Consider the following 18,010-nt stretch of genomic DNA (forward strand, 5'->3'; position numbering starts at 1 on the left):
GAAATCAGTACGACATACCTCATGAAAAGCTGCCTATTCACTTGAATGCGCGATTGACTAGTCCATTTGTCCTCAATGATGGACACAAGCCTTTACTCTCCATTACGATCTATTTACTGAGAGTTGAGAGATCCCGCCGCTGCACGCCGTGACCCACGGCCGCGTCCCCACGTTCCGCGACCGCGCTGCCCCGGAGGAGACGGGAACATGTCTGCCTGCGTCCCCACTCGTCATGACCACACATCCCGCAGTTCGCGCCCACACCGCGCCTCGGGAGTCAAGCGACCACACAGCCCGCCACCGCCACCACGCGGCGGACGATTCCGCATCGCGGGCGCCGACCTGTCCGCATCGATCACGGTCTTCCTGCTCGCCGTCCCCATGTCGCTCGGCCTCGCCGTCGCCATGGACGCCCCGCTGGAGGCCGGTCTCATCTCCGCCGCGATCGGCGGCATCGTCGCCGGGCTGCTCGGCGGCACACCCCTCCAGGTCAGCGGACCGTCCGCCGGACTGACCGTGGTCACAGCCGAGTTGATCCAGATCTACGGCTGGCGCACCACCTGCGCGATCACCATCGGCGCCGGACTGCTGCAGATCCTGCTGGGCTCACTACGGGCGGCGCGCAGCGCCCTCGCCGTCAGCCCCGCCATCGTGCATGGCACCCTCGCCGGAATCGGCGTCGCGATCGCCCTCGCCCAGGTGCACATCGTTCTCGGCGGTTCGCCGCAGAGTTCGGCGGTCGCCAACTCCCTTGCGCTCCCGAACCAGTTGGGGCGGGTGAGTCCGGCCGCCCCGCTGATCGGCTTGCTGACCATCGCGATTCTGGTCCTGTGGCCACGGCTTCCGGGACACATCGGTCGAATGGTACGGCGCATTCCGGCTGCCCTCGCCGCGGTGGTGACCGCGACGGCGGTGGCCTCGGTCGCGGCGCCCGGGATCGCCCGGGTCGATCTGCCGTCCTGGCGCTCGCATGCCCTGCCGGAAATGCCGCACGGTCCGGTACTCGCCCTGGCCACCGCGGTATTCACGGTGATGCTGGTGGCAAGCCTGGAGTCACTGCTCGCCGCAGTCGCCGTGGACAAACTCTCGGCCGATCGCGCCGGGGAGCGGACCTCCGCCCGGTCCAAGGGCGGCTTGGCGCCCGAACCGGCTTCGGCGTCGAGGGCGCGGACGAGATCGGCCCCGGTCTCGACCCCGACCCCGGGTTCGAAACCGTCCCCGAACTCGACCCCCACCTCGGGTTCCGGCCCGGGCTCGACCTCGCCTCCGCCTCCGCCCCCCTCTTCACCTCCGCCCCCGTCCCTGACCGCACCGGCACCCTCGGCCCCGCCGACGACACCCGCCCCACCACCCGTCAGACGCTCCGATCTCGATCGTGAGCTGCGGGCCCAGGGCATCGCCAACACTCTGTCCGGGCTGGTGGGCGGGCTGGCGGTGTCCGGTGGCGCGGTGCGCAGTTCGGCGAACGTGCGTGCCGGGGCGACGAGCCGTGCCTCCACCGTGCTGCACGGTGTCTGGGTGGTGCTCGCGACGGGGCTGCTTGTCACCGTGCTGGAGTGGATTCCGCTCGCCGCGCTCGCCGCGCTGGTCATGATGGTCGGCATCCAGATGGTGAGTTTCGCCCACATCCGCAATGTCCATAAGCACCGGGAATTCCCGGTGTACGGGGCGACGATCACCGGAGTAATCCTGTTCGGCGTGCTCAAGGGCGTGGCGATCGGCATCGCGGTGGCCGTGGCCGTCGCCCTGCACAGGCTGGCACGGACCAGGATCACCGTGATCGATCAGGGCGGACAGCATCTGGTCGTCGTACGGGGCCAGTTGACGTTCCTCGCGGTGCCTCGCCTCAGCCGGACTCTCGCCCAGCTGCCGCAGGGCGGGGATGCCGTCGTCGAGTTGGACGGCTTCTTCATGGACCATGCGGCGTACGAGACGATCCAGGACTGGAGCCTCGCCCAGACGGCCCACGGCGGCCAGGTCGTCTTCACCGGGAGGTCCGGCGGCCGGATCGCCGAGCCCGCGTCAGCGGCGCACTCCTGCTGCCGCCCCTGGACACCGTGGCGCAACCATCACTGCCACGACCGGCCCGAGCAGCCGCCCGAGACCCGTCACGGCCCGGACAGCCCCTTCAGCGACGACCGCCTCGGGGCGGACCCCGCCTCGGGCGCCGCCCGGAGCCCGGCTCCCGGCACCGACGACACCTCCGTCCCCGCGTCAGGAGCCCCCAGCGCTCCCGCCCCGGCCGCCTCACCCACCACCACCCCGCGTCGGACCGGGGGCAACCACCTGGTCAACGGTCTGAGTTCGTTCCAGCGCAACACCGCCCCGCTGGTACGCGAGGAGCTGGCCCGGTTGGCCCGCGAGGGCCAGCGCCCCTCCCAGCTCTTCATCACCTGCGCCGATTCCCGCCTGGTCACCAGCATGATCACGGCCAGCGGCCCGGGTGATCTGTTCACCGTGCGGAACGTCGGCAATCTGGTACCGCCGCCGGACGCCGAGTCGGGTGACGACTCGGTGGGCGCCGCGATCGAGTACGCGGTGGATGTGCTGAGGGTGGATTCCATCACCGTCTGTGGCCACTCCGGCTGCGGCGCGATGCAGGCGCTGCTCGGAGCCAGGCCGGATCCGGACACTCCGCGGACCTCCCTGTGGCGCTGGCTGAGACACGGGCTGCCGAGCCTGGAGCGGATGGCGTCGCGGCATCACGCCTGGGCCCGGATCTCCGGTCGGCTGCCGGCCGATTCGCTGGAGCAGCTCTGCCTCACCAATGTGATCCAGCAACTGGACCATCTGCGCGCCCATGAATCGGTGGCGAGGCGGCTCGCCGACGGCACGCTCCAGTTGCACGGGATGTACTTCCACGTGGGTGAGGCACAGGCCTATCTGCTGGCGGAGGACGCGAGTGCCGGGCTGGCCCTCGACGAGGTCTTCGACCGCGTGGGCCCCGGTGACGCCCATGCCGCATCCGATGCACGAGCCTCGGGTGGCGGACACGCCCTGGGCGAATCCCACGCTTCCAGCGCCACCGACCTCCCGGCCGAATTCCCCGCCTCCGGCACCACCGACACCCCGGCCGAATTCTCCACCTCCGGCCACCCCCGTCCCCCGACCGAATCCCGCACCTCGGGCAGTCGGGACGCCTCCGGGGACACCACCGCCCCGGGTGATCCCTCCGGTCCGGGCGATCGGGAACGTACCGGCGTCTGAACCACACCCACATCCGGTCCGTGAGACCTTGTGGCCCCGTCTCCACATCGCACCACGCATGGAGGCGGGATCGTGTCTCCATACACGAGACACAGGTCTAAACCAATTCCGGGCAGACACTTGTCACCCGGCCTTTGGCCTGATGAGCTATGCCCCGGGACACAACGGACACCCTGGGAATGGGAGATGTCGTGAGCAACGAAAGCCTGGCCAATCTGCTCAAGGAGGAGCGGCGGTTCGCACCGCCTGCCGATCTGGCCGCCAATGCCAACGTCAAAGCGGAGGCGTACGAGCAGGCCGAGGCGGACCGGCTGGGCTTCTGGGCCGAGCAGGCTCGTCGCCTGACCTGGGCCACGGAGCCGACCGAGACGCTCGACTGGAGCAACCCGCCCTTCGCGAAGTGGTTCGCGGACGGCAGGCTCAACGTCGCGTACAACTGCGTGGACCGCCACGTCGAGGCCGGCAACGGCGACCGGGTCGCCATCCACTTCGAGGGCGAGCCCGGCGACAGCCGCGCCATCACCTACGCCGACCTGAAGGACGAGGTCTCGCGCGCCGCGAACGCGCTCATCGAGCTCGGTGTCGGCAAGGGCGACCGGGTCGCCGTCTATCTGCCGATGATCCCCGAGGCCGCCATCGCGATGCTGGCCTGTGCCCGGATCGGCGCCGCGCACTCGGTGGTCTTCGGCGGCTTCTCCGCCGACGCCATCGCCGCCCGCATCCAGGACGCGGACGCCAAGGTCGTCATCACCGCAGACGGCGGCTACCGCCGCGGCAAGCCGTCCGCGCTCAAGCCCGCAGTGGACGACGCCGTCTCCCGTATCGACGGTGTCGAGCACGTCCTCGTAGTGCGGCGCACCGGCCAGGACACCGCGTGGACCGAGGGCCGTGACGTCTGGTGGCACGAGATCACCGGACGGCAGTCCGCCGAGCACACCCCCGAGGCCTTCGAGGCGGAGCAGCCGCTCTTCATCCTCTACACCTCCGGTACGACGGGTAAGCCGAAGGGCATCCTGCACACCTCCGGCGGCTACCTCACGCAGGCGGCGTACACCCACAACGCGGTCTTCGACCTCAAGCCGGAGACCGACGTCTTCTGGTGCACCGCCGACATCGGCTGGGTGACCGGCCACTCGTACATCGTCTACGGCCCGCTGGCCAACGGCGCGACGCAGGTCATGTACGAGGGCACGCCGGACTCCCCGCACCAGGGGCGTTTCTGGGAGGTCGTGCAGAAGTACGGTGTCACGATCCTCTACACCGCGCCGACCGCGATCCGTACGTTCATGAAGTGGGGTGACGACATCCCCGCCAAGTTCGACCTGAGCAGTCTCCGGGTCCTCGGTTCGGTCGGTGAGCCGATCAACCCCGAGGCGTGGATGTGGTACCGCAAGCACATCGGCGCCGACAAGTGCCCCATCGTGGACACCTGGTGGCAGACCGAGACCGGCGCGATGATGATCTCGCCGCTGCCCGGTGTGACGGAGACCAAACCGGGAAGCGCCCAGCGCGCTCTGCCCGGTATCTCCGCCACGGTCGTCGACGACGAGGCCAACGAGGTTCCGAACGGCGGGGGCGGCTACCTGGTCCTCACCGAGCCGTGGCCGTCGATGCTCCGCACCATCTGGGGCGACGACCAGCGTTTCATCGACACCTACTGGTCGCGCTTCGAGGGCAAGTACTTCGCGGGCGACGGCGCCAAGAAGGACGAGGACGGTGACATCTGGCTGCTCGGCCGGGTCGACGACGTGATGCTCGTGTCCGGGCACAACATCTCGACCACCGAGGTCGAGTCGGCACTCGTGTCGCACCCGTCGGTAGCCGAGGCCGCGGTGGTCGGCGCCGCCGACGAGACGACCGGCCAGTCCATCGTCGCGTTCGTGATACTGCGCGGTACGGCCACCGCCTCCGACGAGCTCGTCGCGGAACTGCGCAACCACGTCGGCGCCACGCTCGGCCCGATCGCCAAGCCGAAGCGGATCCTGCCGGTCGCCGAACTGCCGAAGACCCGCTCCGGCAAGATCATGCGGCGCCTGCTGCGCGACGTCGCCGAGAACCGCGAGCTGGGCGACGTCACGACGCTCACCGACTCCTCGGTGATGGACCTCATCCAGACCCAGCTGCCGTCCTCCTCCTCCGAGGACTGAGCCCGGCCTCCTCTCAGGGCGACCGCAGCACGTACGTCCCCGAGGGGCACCCGGCAACGCGCCGGGTGCCCCTCGGGCATTTAAGGTGACGATCACCGCATACAGATCCGCGCACCCCGGGTACAGTGGCAGGCGCGTCAACAAAGCAATAAGAAATCTCCACAGGGTGTGCCGGGAAGTCTGGTCGGCAAGTGCATCAGCCATGCCATCGCTGCCTTACCGACCCGGAGGTCCTCCCTCGTGGCCGCGCCCACCCCCGCACCCCCTTCCCCGCGCCGTACCTTTCTGGGGCGTCTGTCCCTGCCCGAGCGGAACTATCTCGCAGACGCCCTGCGCACCGAGACCGTCGGCGGGGTCATCCTGCTGGTCGCCGCCATAGCCGCCCTGGTGTGGGCGAATACCTTCGGATCCGGTTACGCCGCCGTCAGCGACTTCCACTTCGGTCCCGGGTCGCTGGGCCTCAATCTCTCCGTGCAGCACTGGGCGGCGGACGGGCTGCTCGCGGTCTTCTTCTTCGTCGCGGGCGTGGAACTCAAGCGGGAACTGGTCGCGGGCGAACTGCGCGACCCCAAGGCGGCCGCTCTCCCGGTCGTCGCCGCGCTGTGCGGAATGGCCGTTCCGGCCGCCGTCTACACACTCGTGGCGGTGTTCGGCGGAGGCTCCACGGGCGGCTGGGCCGTCCCCACCGCCACCGACATCGCCTTCGCGCTCGCCGTCCTCGCGGTCATCGGCACCTCGCTGCCGAACGCGCTGCGCGCCTTTCTGTTGACTCTCGCCGTCGTCGACGACCTCTTCGCGATCCTGATCATCGCGATCTTCTTCACCGAGAAGATCAACTTCACCGCGTTGCTCGGCGCCTTCATCGGTCTGGCCGTCTTCTATCTGCTGCTGCGCAGGAACGTGCGCGGCTGGTACATCTACGTACCGCTCGCCCTGGTCATCTGGGGCCTCATGTACAACAGCGGCATCCACGCCACGATCGCCGGTGTCGCCATGGGCCTGATGCTCCGATGCGTCCGGCGCGAGGGCGAGACCCGCTCCCCCGGCGAGCACATCGAACACCTGATACGCCCGCTGTCGGCCGGTGTCGCCGTGCCTCTGTTCGCCCTCTTCTCGGCCGGTGTCTCCCTCTCCGGCGGCGCACTGGCGGACGTCTTCACCCGGCCCGAGACGCTCGGTGTCGTCCTGGGGCTCGTCGTGGGCAAGGCGACAGGCATCTTCGGCGGAACGTGGCTGGCCAGCCGCTTCACCAAGGCCGAGCTGAACAAGGACCTGGCGTGGGCGGACGTCTTCGCGGTCGCCACGCTCGCCGGCATCGGCTTCACCGTCTCGCTGCTCATCGGCGAGCTGGCCTTCGCCGGCGACGAGGACACGATCAACGAGATCAAGGCCGCCGTGCTGCTCGGCTCCCTGACAGCCGCCGTACTCTCCGGTGTACTGCTCAAACTCCGGGTCCGAAAGTACCGGACGCTGCACGAGGCCGAGGAACTCGACGAGGACGAGGACGGTGTGCCCGACGTGTACGAACAGGGCGACCCGGAGTACCACCTGCGCATGGCCGTGATCTACGAGAAGAAGGCGGCCGAGCACCGCCGCCTTGCCCAACTGGCGGGGGCAGCGAGCAACAAGCCGGACAGTCCGGCATGATCTGACACCAGATGTGTTGAGCAGGAGAGCAGGAGAGGAAGTCAGGGATGAGCGACCCCGGCAACAACGCGGGCAGCGCCGACCGCAGTCTCGGACAGCTGGTCGCTGCGGCGACGGCCGAGATGTCCGCACTGGTGCACGACGAGATCGCCCTGGCCAAGGCCGAAGTGCGGCAGGACGTCAAGCGCGGCGCGACCGGGAGCGTGGCGTTCATCATCGCGGGCGTACTGGTTCTGTTCGCGATCCCGGTGCTGAGCTTCGCGGCGGCGTACGGCATCCATTACCTGGGGCTCGGACTGGCCTGGTCGTTCCTGATCGTGGGCGCCGCGTTCATCGTTCTGGGTGCGTTGCTCGCGCTGTTCGCCGTCGCCAAGTTCAAGAAGGTGAAGCCGCCGGAGAAGTCCATCGCTTCGGCCAAGCAGACGGCGGCCGTGCTGCAGGGCGTCAAGCCGCACCCCCGGCCCGCCGTGACGGCCGGGGCGAGCCGTCCGGCCGTCACGGGAAGCACACGGACGGACAAGGCCTTGGAGAAGGCTCCGGTCCAGGACAAGGCGCCGGCTGTGGCACGCTCGTCCACATGACGGTCCCCGATTCCAGCGCATCCGACCCAGTAGGACCAGTAGGACCGGTAGACCCGGAAGGTCAGGTAAGTCCGGACGGCCGGGCTGCCGGCCTGGACGGCCGGGCGGACGTGGACTGCCGGGCGGATGTGGACAGCCCCTCCGGCTCCTGCGATCCCTCCGGCCCGCCGAGTTCCTCCGCGTCACCCGGCCCGGTGGGCGCCGGTGGGCCCGTGCGGCTCGACGGGCCGTGGACCCACCGGGACGTGGCGGCCAACGGCGCCCGCTTCCACATCGCCGAACTCGGCGAGGGGCCGCTGGTGCTGCTGCTGCACGGCTTCCCGCAGTTCTGGTGGACCTGGCGGCACCAGCTCACCGCGCTGGCCGACGCCGGTTTCCGCGCCGTGGCGATGGATCTGCGCGGAGTCGGCGGCAGCGACCGTACGCCGCGGGGGTACGACCCCGCCAACCTGGCGCTCGACATCACCGGGGTGATTCGTTCCCTCGGCGAACCGGACGCGGCCCTCGTCGGCCATGACATGGGCGGCTATCTCGCATGGACGGCTGCGGTGATGCGGCCGAAGCTGGTCCGCCGCCTCGTGGTCTCCTCGATGCCGCATCCGCGCCGCTGGCGCTCCTCGATGCTCTCCGACTTCGCACAGACCCGGGCGGGCTCGTACATCTGGGGCTTCCAGCGCCCGTGGGTACCGGAGCGTCAGCTCGTGGCGGACGACGCCGCGTTGGTGGGCCGGCTGATCCACGACTGGTCGGGCCCCCGGACCCCGGAGTTCCCCGACGAGGCGGCGGTGGACGTCTACCGTCGCGCAATGTGCATCCCGTCGACGGCGCACTGCTCGATCGAGCCGTACCGCTGGATGGTCCGCTCCCTGGCCCGTCCGGACGGAATCCAGTTCAACCGGCGGATGAAGCGCCCGGTGCGGGTACCCACACTGCATGTGCACGGTTCACTCGATCCGGCGATCCGTACGCGGAGCGCGGCGGGCTCCGGCGAGTATGTCGAAGCGCCGTACCGTTGGCGACTTTTCGACGGTCTGGGTCACTTCCCCCACGAAGAGGATCCGGCCGGGTTCTCGGCCGAACTCATCAACTGGCTCAAGGATCCCGAGCCTGATCGGTAGCCGTACGGGCACAGTTGTCCGACGAACAGCCAATTGCCCGGCGCATAGGCCAATTGGCTGACGGATGGGCGGTTACCGACCATGAGGCACGGGCAGACGTCGGGGTATGGGCTGGACGCACGACTTCGGTGACGCAGCACGCAACCGTCGCTCGACCGCCACGGCGGGTCCGAGCATTCACGAGGGGGGCGGCCCTCAGGGCCGGGTGCACGATATGCATGTTCTGCATGATCCCCAGCTCGGCATTCCGCGCATTCTGCGCCGACGGGCCCGCTGGGTCTCGGCGCGACTGCGCCACCCACGCGGATGAGGCCTGCCCCGGCCGACCGGTGAGCGTTCACCGGCCGGGCGGGGCCTGCACCGCTGTCTCCCGGCTGCCACCGGCCAGTACACGGGCAGCGCACATGCGCGTGCACACGGACGCGCTCACTCAGCACACATGATGCGCCCGCGCGCGGCGAGCGTGCTGGGAGCGCCCGCACGCACCCGGAGTTGCCGCGCACATCTCGCGCCGCGAGCGGGAACGCCCGTCGGCCGAGGGGTGAGCTTCGCGCCGGTCGGACGCGTTCCCGCTTCCGGTCCGGTGTCGGGCCGGACGGGCCACCCGGTCCGGGCACAGGCCGACCCGGCAGCGATGACGGAAGCTTCCGTGCCCTGAGCCGGCCGGACAGGCCGCCGACGACAACGCGGCAAGGCGCGGCACCGGGACGCAAGCCCGGCGTGATCCGAACAAGAGACCATGAGGGCTGTCCTGTACTCCATGACGGGCGCACGACGACGGCTACGGCACCTGGCCGCGTTGCCGAAACACCCGAACACATCCGGCATGTGGACGTCCCTCCTCGCTCAGTTCGGCGCAGGCGGTGTCGTCGCCGCTGAACAGCACGCCCGGCACGCCCATGTGCCCGGCCACGGTGGCGTCGAGACCGATCCCGCCCATGGAACGCCCGGCAATACGACTAGTAGGGCTTGGTCAGGTCGGTACGAGTGTTGGTATGTCGCGGTGGCAGGTGGGGCATTCGCCGGTCCAGGCCCGTATCAGGTCCTGGAGGGTGTCGAAGACTTGATAGAAGGTCAGGCCGGCGCTTCGGCTTTCGGGTCGAGGCGTCGGAGGGTGAGGAAGGCGTGGGCGGCGTCACGAGGGTGACGTGGTGGTGCCAGCCGCGCCTGGTGCGGCCTTCGAAGTGGTCCAGGCGAGGCCGTGCTTCATCTCGCGGTAGTCGTGCTCGATGCGCCAGCGGATCTTGGCCAGACGCACGAGCTTACGGATCGGGGTGTCGGGCGGGAGGCCGGTGAGCCAGTAGTCCGTGGGTGCGTTCTCACCGGGGGCCATTCGACCAGCAGGATCTCGGCCGGCAGCAGGCCGCCCAGGCGGCTCCGCCTCCGGCGTCGGCGGCGGCGAGCGTCCGCGGGGTCCTCCCGGCGGGCCGCACCTGCAGGACCCTGAACCGCGAGCGCATCGCGCCGCGGCTTCCCTGGCGCCAGGTGACCTGCCGAAACGCCTGGTGGCCTTCCTCGGTGGCGAGTTCGTGAAGGGCGAGCGTGCCGGTGCGGAAGCGGGGCAGAGTGCGCCTGCCGGCGCCGCTGTATGCGGGCGCCACCGGTTCCGCGTCGAAGGGGTGGACTACATCGTCCCCGCGCACGGCGACGATGTAGTCCAAGTGCCGGGAGCGCAGAGCGTGACGGAAGGCGGCGGACTGGCCGGGGCCGGCGTCAGCGACGACGACCTGCGGAGCAAGTCCCCAGGTGGTCGATTCGTCCAGCATGTCGATCGCCAGCCGCCACTTCTCGACGTGCCCGACCTCCGGCGGGAGACCGGTCCGCCCCTCTGCGGACATCATCCCGGTCGTCCCACTCCGGCGGCACGAACAGCCGCCACGACAGCGGGCACGAAGCCCGGTCGGTGACGGCGTGGATGCTCACTCCGACCTGGCAGGGTGAGCGTTTGCCCAGCGCGCCGCAGTACTGCCGGGAGACGGCCACCGACTGGTCGCCGGACTTCGGGAACGAGGTGTCGTCGATCACCCATGCCTCGGGGGTGATGGCGGAGGTCATCTTCCGCGCGATCTTCCGCAGCACCGGGACGTGGTCCCACGGCGACTGGCTGACGAACTGCTGCAGGGCCTGCATGTTGCCGTCCGGAAGCCGCCCGGCCATCGGCTGGATGGACTTGCGCCGCCCGTCCAGCATCAGCCCCCGCAGATAGCAATCTCCTTGCCGGCGCTGGTCCTTGCGCGTCAGGGACGCGAAGACCTCAGCCACGAAATCACCGAGGTCCCCGCGGAGTTTCTCCACCTCACCAAGATCCACCAGCCGTGGCATGCACCGCCACGACTACCAAGATCAAATCAACCTGACGAAGTACTACTAGAGAGCGCACGACTGGCTGTCGACCTGCTGGTTGGCGGAGCGGCCGTGCGCGATGTCCTGGCGGATCTCGTCGGCCGTCAGGGCGTAGCCGGTCTCGGGATCGTCGAGCGATTTCGCGAACACGACCCCGTACACCTTTCCGTCGGGGGTCAGCAGTGGTCCGCCGGAGTTGCCCTGCCGGACCGTCGCGTAGAGCGAGTACACGTCGCGGCGAACGGTGCCCCGGCGGTAGATGTCCGGGCCATCGGCGTCGATGCGGCCCCGGACACGCGCGGCACGTACGTCGTACGAGCCGTTCTCCGGGAAGCCCGCGACGATGGCGCTGTTCCCGGTCCGGGCGTCGTGGTCGGTGTCGGTGAACTTCAGCGGCTTCGCGTGGAGATCCGGTACATCGAGTACGGCGATGTCCCGCCGCCAGTCGTAGAGGACGACCTTCGCGTCGTACAGCCGCCCCTGGCCGCCGATCTGGACGGTCGGTTCGTCGACGCCGCCGACGACGTGGGCGTTGGTCATCACCCGGCGGTCGGAGAAGACGAAACCGGTGCCTTCGAGAACCTTGCCGCAGCTCGGGGCCGTACCGACGACCTTGACGATGGACTCCTTGGCGCGGGCCGCCACGGGGCTGCCGACCAGCGCCGGGTCCGGGGCGCGGACCTCTGTGATCGGCTCGTTGGCGAAGGGACTGAAGACCTGCGGGAAGCCGTTCTGCGCGAGGACGGAGGAGAAGTCCGTGAACCAGGTGGAGGCCTGGTTGGGCATCACGCGGGAGATACCGAGCAGAACCGAGGAGCTGCGGACCTCCTTGCCCAGAGTCGGCAGTGATGTGCCCGCCAGCGCCGAACCGATGAGCCAGGCGACCAGCAGCATCGCGACGACGTTGACCAGGGCGCCGCCGGTGGCATCGAGGGCGCGCGCGGGTGACCACGTGATGTAGCGGCGGAGCTTGTTTCCCAGGTGGGTGGTGAATGCCTGCCCCACCGAGGCGCAGACGATCACGATGACGACGGCCACGACGGCGGCGGTCGATGAGACCTCGGAGCCGTTCGTCAGCTGGTCCCACAGGACCGGCAGCAGATAGACGGCGACGAGGCCGCCTCCCAGGAACCCGATCACCGACAGGATGCCGACGACGAACCCCTGGCGATAGCCGATGACCGCGAACCACACGGCGGCGGCCAGCAGCAGGATGTCCAGCACGTTCACCGTCTATAGCCTCGCAGATTCGTCACCGGGCCCGTTCGTTCGGCTGGGTCCGGGCGGGGCCGGACGGCGCAGCACGGGGGTCAGCCTGTCATGCGCGCCAGTCGAGCGGCACCTGCCTGGCGGTGTCCCACGGGCGCTCCCAGCCCGCGAAGTGGAGAATGCGGTCGATCACTCCGGCCGTGAAACCCCAGACCAGGGCGGATTCGACCAGAAATGCCGGGCCCCGATGGCCACTCGGATGGACCGTGGTCGCGCGATTGGCCGGATCCGTGAGATCCGCCACGGGAACGGTGAAGACCCGGGCGGTCTCACCCGGATCGACCACGCCGACCGGGCTCGGCGACCGCCACCAGCCGAGGACTGGCGTCACGACGAAGCCGCTCACGGGGATGTAGAGCCGGGGCAGCACGCCGAAGAGCTGGACTCCGCGCGGATCGAGGCCGGTCTCCTCCCGGGCCTCCCGCAGCGCGGCCCTGAGCGGCCCTGTCGTCGCCTGGTCGCCGTCCTCCGGGTCCAGGGCGCCACCGGGGAAGGAAGGCTGCCCAGCATGGGAACGCAGGCTTCCGGCTCGCTCCATGAGGAGCAGCTCGGGCCCTCGTTCGCCCTCCCCGAACAGTACGAGTACGGCGGACTGCCGCCCGGCGCCGCTCTCGGGCGGCAGAAAGCGGCTGAGCTGGTCGGGCTCGATGGTCCGCGAGGCACGGGCCACGGGATCGAGCCAGTCGGGCAGGCCCTCGGCCGTGACGGTGACGGCGGAGTCGTGTGCCGCATCCGCCGTTGCGGCGGCCGCCGCAACGGCCGCCGCCGGGCTGACCGCCGCAGGCGCCGTCGAAGCCTCCGCAACACGATCAGGCCGCGTCTGCTCGTGCGCGCTCCGTTTGTGCGCGTTCTGCTCTTGCGCGTTCTGCTCCTGCGTGCTCTGTTCGTGCGTCTTCATAGGCACCCCTCGTCTCACAACGCCTGTCGTCACGCATTTCGTTCCGGAGCGAGCGCAGTACGTCAGTCGGCTCCCAGGGCCGGCGCGGGCTTGCCCGGGTAGTCCGGCGGCGGGCTCAACCGCTGGCCGGGCTGACCGCCCATCTCGTACTTCAGCAGCTTCCTGGCCTTCTCCGGGTCCGTCTCGCCTTCCCCGTACGCCGGGCAGAGCGGGGCGATCGGACAGGCGCCGCAGGCGGGCTTGCGGGCGTGACAGATGCGGCGGCCGTGGAAGACGACGCGGTGGGAAAGCATCGTCCACTCACTCTTGGGGAAGATCGCGCCGACCTCGGCCTCGACCTTCTCCGGGTCCTCCTGCTCCGTCCACTTCCAGCGGCGGACCAGGCGCCCGAAGTGGGTGTCGACCGTGATGCCCGGAACGCCGAAGGCATTCCCGAGAACGACATTGGCGGTCTTGCGGCCGACCCCGGGAAGCGTGACGAGATCAGCAAGGCGCCCCGGCACCTCACCCCCGAAATTGTCTCTGATCGCCACGGAGAGGCCTATCAGGGACTTGGTCTTGGCCCGGAAGAAGCCGGTCGGCCGAATGAGCTCTTCCAGTTCCTCCGGGACGGCCGCGGCCATGTCCTCGGGGGTGGGGTAGGCGGCGAAGAGCGCGGGGGTGGTCTGGTTGACCCTCAGGTCGGTGGTCTGGGCGGAGAGCACCGTGGCGACGAGAAGCTCGAAGGGGTTCCTGAAGTCCAGCTCGGGGTGGGCGTACGGGTAGAGCTCGGCGAGCTCACGGTTGATTCTGCGGGCCCGGCGGACCATCGCCAGATGCGATTCCGGTTTCGTTCCGGCCTTCGTTCCGGCCTTCGTTCCGGCCTGCGCTCCTGCCTGCGCGGCTTTCACGGTGGTCTTCGTGGTGGTCTTCGCGGTGGACTCGGACGCGGCCTTCGTGGCGGTTCTCCCGACGGATTTCCCGGCGGCTTTCGGCGCGGGCTTCGCGGCTCGCTCCGCCGCGGACTTCGCCGTCCGCTTGGTCGCAGGCTTGGTCACGGGCTTCTCCGCTGCCTGCGCTCCGGCCTTCAAGGCACGCCCGACCGCAGCACGTTTTGTCGCTTTTTCCGGACTGCTCCCAGCCTGTTCGCCCACAGCGGAATCACGGCCTTCCGACACCCCACCAGCCCCCTTGGCCTGCGCTCTCACCGGCGATCTGGACACCCGGCCAGCCTAGAGCCACGCACCGCCATCCGCCCCGGTCGCAATGTATCCACCCCCGATCGGCCCCCTGCCGCACGGTTCGGCACGTCCGTGCGTCAAACTGGTTTGTGATTGATCGCACTGTTTTACCGTCCGGCATGATGGGGACCACGGTTCCCGGAACAGGCCGACAAGGAGAGAACTCGTGGACGACGTTCTGCGGCGCGCCCCGCTTTTCGCGGCGCTCGATGATGAGCAGGCCGCGGAGCTCCGCGCCTCGATGAGTGAGGTGACCCTCGCACGCGGCGACGCGCTCTTCCACGAGGGCGACCCGGGCGACCGCCTCTATGTGGTCACGGAGGGCAAGGTGAAGCTCCACCGCACCTCCCCCGACGGGCGCGAGAACATGCTGGCGGTCCTCGGCCCCGGCGAGCTGATCGGCGAGCTGTCGCTCTTCGACCCGGGCCCGCGTACGGCCACCGCGACCGCGCTGACCGAGGTCAAGCTCCTCGGCCTCGGCCACGGTGATCTCCAGCCCTGGCTGAACGCCCGCCCCGAGGTGGCCACCGCGCTGCTGCGCGCCGTCGCCCGCCGACTGCGCAAGACCAACGACCAGATGTCCGACCTGGTCTTCTCGGACGTCCCGGGCCGCGTCGCCCGCGCCCTCCTCGACCTGTCACGCCGCTTCGGTGTCCAGTCGGAGGAAGGCATCCACGTCGTCCACGACCTGACCCAGGAAGAGCTGGCCCAGCTGGTCGGCGCCTCCCGCGAGACGGTCAACAAGGCGCTCGCCGACTTCGCCGGCCGCGGCTGGCTGCGCCTGGAGGCGCGCGCCGTGATCCTGCTGGACGTGGAGCGCCTGGCGAAGCGGTCCCGCTAGCCCCTCGTCCGCCCCTGGTCCGCGGGACACGTCCCGTCCGGACGGGACTGACGGACGGATACGGACGGGCGAAGTCCTGACTGCCTGCGCCAGGCCCTGCCTCCCGGCAGGGCCTCGCGCATGTCCGTCCCGGGACGGAGGCCTAGAAGTCCTGGATCAACCCGTGCTCGCCCAGGTACTCCAGCTGCGCCAGCACCGAGAGCTCCGCGGCGGGCCACAGGGACCGGTCCACGTCCGCGTACACCTGCGCCACCACCTCCGACGCCGTCCGGTGCCCGGCCTCGACCGCCGTCTCCACCTGGGCGAGCCGGTGCGCGCGATGTGCGAGGTAGAACTCGACCGCGCCCTGCGCGTCTTCCAGGACCGGGCCGTGGCCCGGCAGCACCGTGTGCACGCCGTCTTCGGTGGTCAGCGACCGCAGCCTCCTCAGCGAGTCGAGGTAGTCGCCGAGTCGCCCGTCCGGATGCGCGACGACCGTGGTGCCGCGTCCGAGGATCGTGTCCCCCGTCAGCACCGCCCTGTCTGCGGGCAGATGGAACGAGAGCGAGTCCGCGGTGTGCCCGGGGGTCGGCACGACACGCAGTTCCAGCCCTCCGGTGGTGATCACGTCCCCCGCCGTCAGGCCCTCGTCGCCCAGGCGCAGCGCCGGGTCCAGGGCACGCACCTTCGTACGGGTCAGCTCGGCGAAGCGTGCCGCGCCCTCCGCGTGATCGGGATGTCCGTGGGTGAGCAGAGTGAGCGCGATCCGGCGGCCCGCCCGCTCCGCGGTGTCCATGACTGCCCGCAGATGCACGTCGTCCAGCGGCCCCGGGTCGATGACGACCGCGAGGTCGGAATCCGGCTCGGCGACGATCCAGGTGTTGGTGCCGTCCAGCGTCATCGCCGAGGCGTTGGGCGCCAGGACATTGACGGTACGAGTGGTGGCCGGGCCGGACAGGACGCCGCCGCGTGGCTGTCCGGGCAGCGCGGCCGCGTCGCTCATACGGCTTCACCTCCCCCGCCACCGGCCGGCCCGCGCGCGATGTGCTTGGTGAACTCGTCGTGCCCCGGCCAGCTCAGCACCAGCTCATCACCCTCCAGCCGCGCCTGTGCCAGCACGGGGGCGAGGTCCTGGGAATCCGCCGCCTTCAGGGCCTCGGCAGCCGTCCCGTACGGCCTGAGCGCCCGCAGCGTCGAAACGGTCGGCGGCATCATCAGCAGTTCGCCCCTGTCGTACCCGTCGGCCGCCTCGCCGGGCCGGATCCACACGGTGCGATCGGCCTCCGTGGAGGCGTTGCGGGTGCGCTGGCCTTCGGGGAGCGCGGCGACGAAGAACCAGGTGTCGTAGCGGCGCGGCTCGAACTCGGGGGTGATCCAGCGCGCCCAGGCGCCCAGCAGATCGGAGCGCAGCACCAGACCGCGTCGGTCCAGGAACTCCGCGAAGGACAGCTCCCGGGCGACCAGCGCCTCTCGGTCGGCCTCCCAGTCGGCGCCGGTGGTGTCACTGACGACCGTGTCGGCGGTCGGGCCGGCGAGAAGGACGCCCGCCTCCTCGTACGTCTCGCGGACCGCCGCGCAGACGACGGCCTGGGCCTCGGCCCCCGTGTCGACACCGAGCCGCTCGGCCCAGCTCTCCAGCGCGGGTCCGGCCCAGTCGACGAGCCGGTCGTCGTCGCGCGGATCGACTCCGCCACCCGGATAGGCGTAAGCCCCGCCGGCAAAGGCCATGGAGGAGCGGCGGCGCAGCATGTGGACCGCGGGGCCGCCCTCGGTGCCGACGGCAGGATCCCGGAGCAGCATCACGGTCGCGGCACGCCTCGGGGTCGCGGCCGTCAGCTCACCGGCGGCGAGTGCCCGGATCCGGTCGGGCCATTCCGGTGGGTACCACTGACCATTGGACTTGGACATGGCCGGAGGCTATCCGGAACCGCGACGATGTTCGAGAGGCATGTTGATCCGTACATGCCTCGTACACACATGATCCCGCCCGGTCGTGACGACCGGACGGGATCGGAGAGCCGACAACGGACGGATCAGCGGGCGGCGGGCGGACAGCCTCCCGCCGAGGGCCCGCAGCGGAACATACGGCTCAAGTCCCTCCGCTGCTTCAGGCCCCGACCAGCTCGACCTGGACCTCGACCTCCACCGGTGCGTCCAGCGGCAGCACCGCAACGCCCACCGCGCTGCGCGCGTGCACGCCCTTGTCACCGAGGACCGCGCCCAGCAGCTCGCTGGCACCGTTGATCACGGCCGGCTGGCCGGTGAAGTCGGCGGCCGAGGCGACGAAGCCCACGACCTTCACCACGCGTGCGATCCGGTCCAGGTCGCCCGCCACGGACTTCACGGCGGCCAGCGCGTTGAGCGCGCAGGTCTTCGCCAGCTCCTTGGCCTCGTCGGGTGTGACCTCCGCACCGACCTTGCCGGTGACCGCGAGCTTGCCGTCCACCATCGGCAGCTGGCCGGAGGTGTACACGTACACCCCGGACTGAACGGCCGGCTGGTACGAGGCCAGCGGCGGTACGACGTCCGGCAGCGTCAGCCCGAGCTCGGCGAGCTTCGCCTCGACGGAGCCCGCCACTACGCCTTCTCCCGCTTCAGGTAGGCCACGAGCTGCTCGGGGTTGTTCGGGCCGGGAACGACCTGGACCAGCTCCCAGCCGTCCTCGCCCCAGGTGTCCAGAATCTGCTTCGTCGCGTGCACGAGAAGGGGCACGGTCGCGTATTCCCACTTGGTCATGGCCCGACTGTAATGCCTGGCACG

The 18,010-nt window shown here is 69.9% G+C and carries 17 protein-coding genes and 1 pseudogene; 7 read left to right on the forward strand and 11 right to left on the reverse strand.

All coding sequences use genetic code 11. The annotated features are described in order from the left end of the window. Positions 1-207: 207 nt before the first annotated feature. From ACIOHC_RS04340 to ACIOHC_RS04365, 6 genes are all read left to right on the forward strand, one after another. Entirely contained in the window at positions 208-3,207 is a 3,000-nt protein-coding gene (locus ACIOHC_RS04340; RefSeq protein WP_401841329.1) for a SulP family inorganic anion transporter, read from the forward strand. 149 nt (positions 3,208-3,356) lie between these two features. Then, positions 3,357-5,354 carry an acetate--CoA ligase gene (gene acs / locus ACIOHC_RS04345; RefSeq protein WP_365692917.1) on the forward strand — a complete coding sequence of 666 codons (1,998 nt, stop codon included), beginning with the start codon at positions 3,357-3,359 and terminating at the stop codon, positions 5,352-5,354. 240 nt (positions 5,355-5,594) lie between these two features. Beyond that, the gene (nhaA, locus tag ACIOHC_RS04350; RefSeq protein ID WP_351077136.1) at positions 5,595-7,001 is read left to right on the forward strand and encodes a Na+/H+ antiporter NhaA; all 1,407 of its coding nucleotides are present in this window, start codon (positions 5,595-5,597) and stop codon (positions 6,999-7,001) included. Between the two features lie 47 nt (positions 7,002-7,048). Continuing rightward, complete coding sequence (locus ACIOHC_RS04355; RefSeq protein ID WP_351077139.1) at positions 7,049-7,582, forward strand: phage holin family protein; 534 nt, start codon at positions 7,049-7,051, stop codon at positions 7,580-7,582. Further along, a complete protein-coding gene (locus tag ACIOHC_RS04360; protein ID WP_351077142.1) occupies positions 7,579-8,700 on the forward strand; it encodes an alpha/beta hydrolase in 1,122 nt (373 codons plus the stop codon). The genes ACIOHC_RS04355 and ACIOHC_RS04360 overlap by 4 nt, the downstream gene beginning before the upstream one ends. Before the next feature lie 106 nt (positions 8,701-8,806). Continuing rightward, positions 8,807-9,010, forward strand: coding sequence for a hypothetical protein (locus tag ACIOHC_RS04365; protein WP_351077145.1), 204 nt, complete (start codon positions 8,807-8,809; stop codon positions 9,008-9,010). Positions 9,011-9,481: 471 nt separating this feature from the next. Here ACIOHC_RS04365 and ACIOHC_RS04370 read toward each other — a convergent pair. The 7 genes and pseudogenes from ACIOHC_RS04370 to nth form a co-directional block, all read right to left on the reverse strand. Beyond that, a pseudogene (locus ACIOHC_RS04370) lies at positions 9,482-9,658 on the reverse strand (M55 family metallopeptidase); the annotation flags it as partial. 177 nt (positions 9,659-9,835) lie between these two features. Then, complete coding sequence (locus ACIOHC_RS04375; protein WP_401841334.1) at positions 9,836-10,033, reverse strand: hypothetical protein; 198 nt, start codon at positions 10,031-10,033, stop codon at positions 9,836-9,838. After that, entirely contained in the window at positions 10,020-10,466 is a 447-nt protein-coding gene (locus ACIOHC_RS04380; RefSeq protein ID WP_401841337.1) for a transposase, read from the reverse strand. Before ACIOHC_RS04380 ends, ACIOHC_RS04375 begins: the two co-directional genes overlap by 14 nt. After that, positions 10,414-10,995: a transposase gene (locus tag ACIOHC_RS04385; RefSeq protein ID WP_401841340.1), complete on the reverse strand. Its 582-nt coding sequence runs from the start codon at positions 10,993-10,995 to the stop codon at positions 10,414-10,416. Before ACIOHC_RS04385 ends, ACIOHC_RS04380 begins: the two co-directional genes overlap by 53 nt. A 72-nt stretch (positions 10,996-11,067) precedes the next feature. Beyond that, complete coding sequence (locus ACIOHC_RS04390) at positions 11,068-12,273, reverse strand: MarP family serine protease (RefSeq protein WP_351077148.1); 1,206 nt, start codon at positions 12,271-12,273, stop codon at positions 11,068-11,070. 88 nt (positions 12,274-12,361) lie between these two features. Next, positions 12,362-13,210, reverse strand: coding sequence for a CoA pyrophosphatase (locus ACIOHC_RS04395; protein ID WP_351077152.1), 849 nt, complete (start codon positions 13,208-13,210; stop codon positions 12,362-12,364). A gap of 62 nt (positions 13,211-13,272) precedes the next feature. Further along, positions 13,273-14,100 carry an endonuclease III gene (gene nth / locus ACIOHC_RS04400; RefSeq protein WP_365694592.1) on the reverse strand — a complete coding sequence of 276 codons (828 nt, stop codon included), beginning with the start codon at positions 14,098-14,100 and terminating at the stop codon, positions 13,273-13,275. A gap of 496 nt (positions 14,101-14,596) precedes the next feature. Here nth and ACIOHC_RS04405 point away from each other — a divergent pair, with 496 nt between their 5' ends. Then, complete coding sequence (locus ACIOHC_RS04405; RefSeq protein WP_014046869.1) at positions 14,597-15,271, forward strand: Crp/Fnr family transcriptional regulator; 675 nt, start codon at positions 14,597-14,599, stop codon at positions 15,269-15,271. A 142-nt stretch (positions 15,272-15,413) separates the two neighbouring features. On the opposite strand, the gene ACIOHC_RS04410 is transcribed toward ACIOHC_RS04405, so the two are convergent. The 4 genes from ACIOHC_RS04410 to ACIOHC_RS04425 form a co-directional block, all read right to left on the reverse strand. Further along, complete coding sequence (locus tag ACIOHC_RS04410; RefSeq protein ID WP_351077156.1) at positions 15,414-16,253, reverse strand: MBL fold metallo-hydrolase; 840 nt, start codon at positions 16,251-16,253, stop codon at positions 15,414-15,416. Further along, positions 16,250-17,158, reverse strand: coding sequence for an NUDIX hydrolase (locus ACIOHC_RS04415; RefSeq protein ID WP_351077158.1), 909 nt, complete (start codon positions 17,156-17,158; stop codon positions 16,250-16,252). The genes ACIOHC_RS04410 and ACIOHC_RS04415 overlap by 4 nt, the downstream gene beginning before the upstream one ends. Positions 17,159-17,357: 199 nt before the next feature. After that, positions 17,358-17,828: a RidA family protein gene (locus ACIOHC_RS04420; RefSeq protein WP_351077161.1), complete on the reverse strand. Its 471-nt coding sequence runs from the start codon at positions 17,826-17,828 to the stop codon at positions 17,358-17,360. Further along, entirely contained in the window at positions 17,828-17,986 is a 159-nt protein-coding gene (locus ACIOHC_RS04425) for a DUF4177 domain-containing protein (protein WP_003967454.1), read from the reverse strand. Before ACIOHC_RS04425 ends, ACIOHC_RS04420 begins: the two co-directional genes overlap by 1 nt. Between the last annotated feature and the right edge of the window lie 24 nt (positions 17,987-18,010).

It is taken from the genome of Streptomyces sp. NPDC088252, assembly GCF_044740965.1.
Classification (GTDB): Bacteria; Actinomycetota; Actinomycetes; order Streptomycetales; family Streptomycetaceae; genus Streptomyces.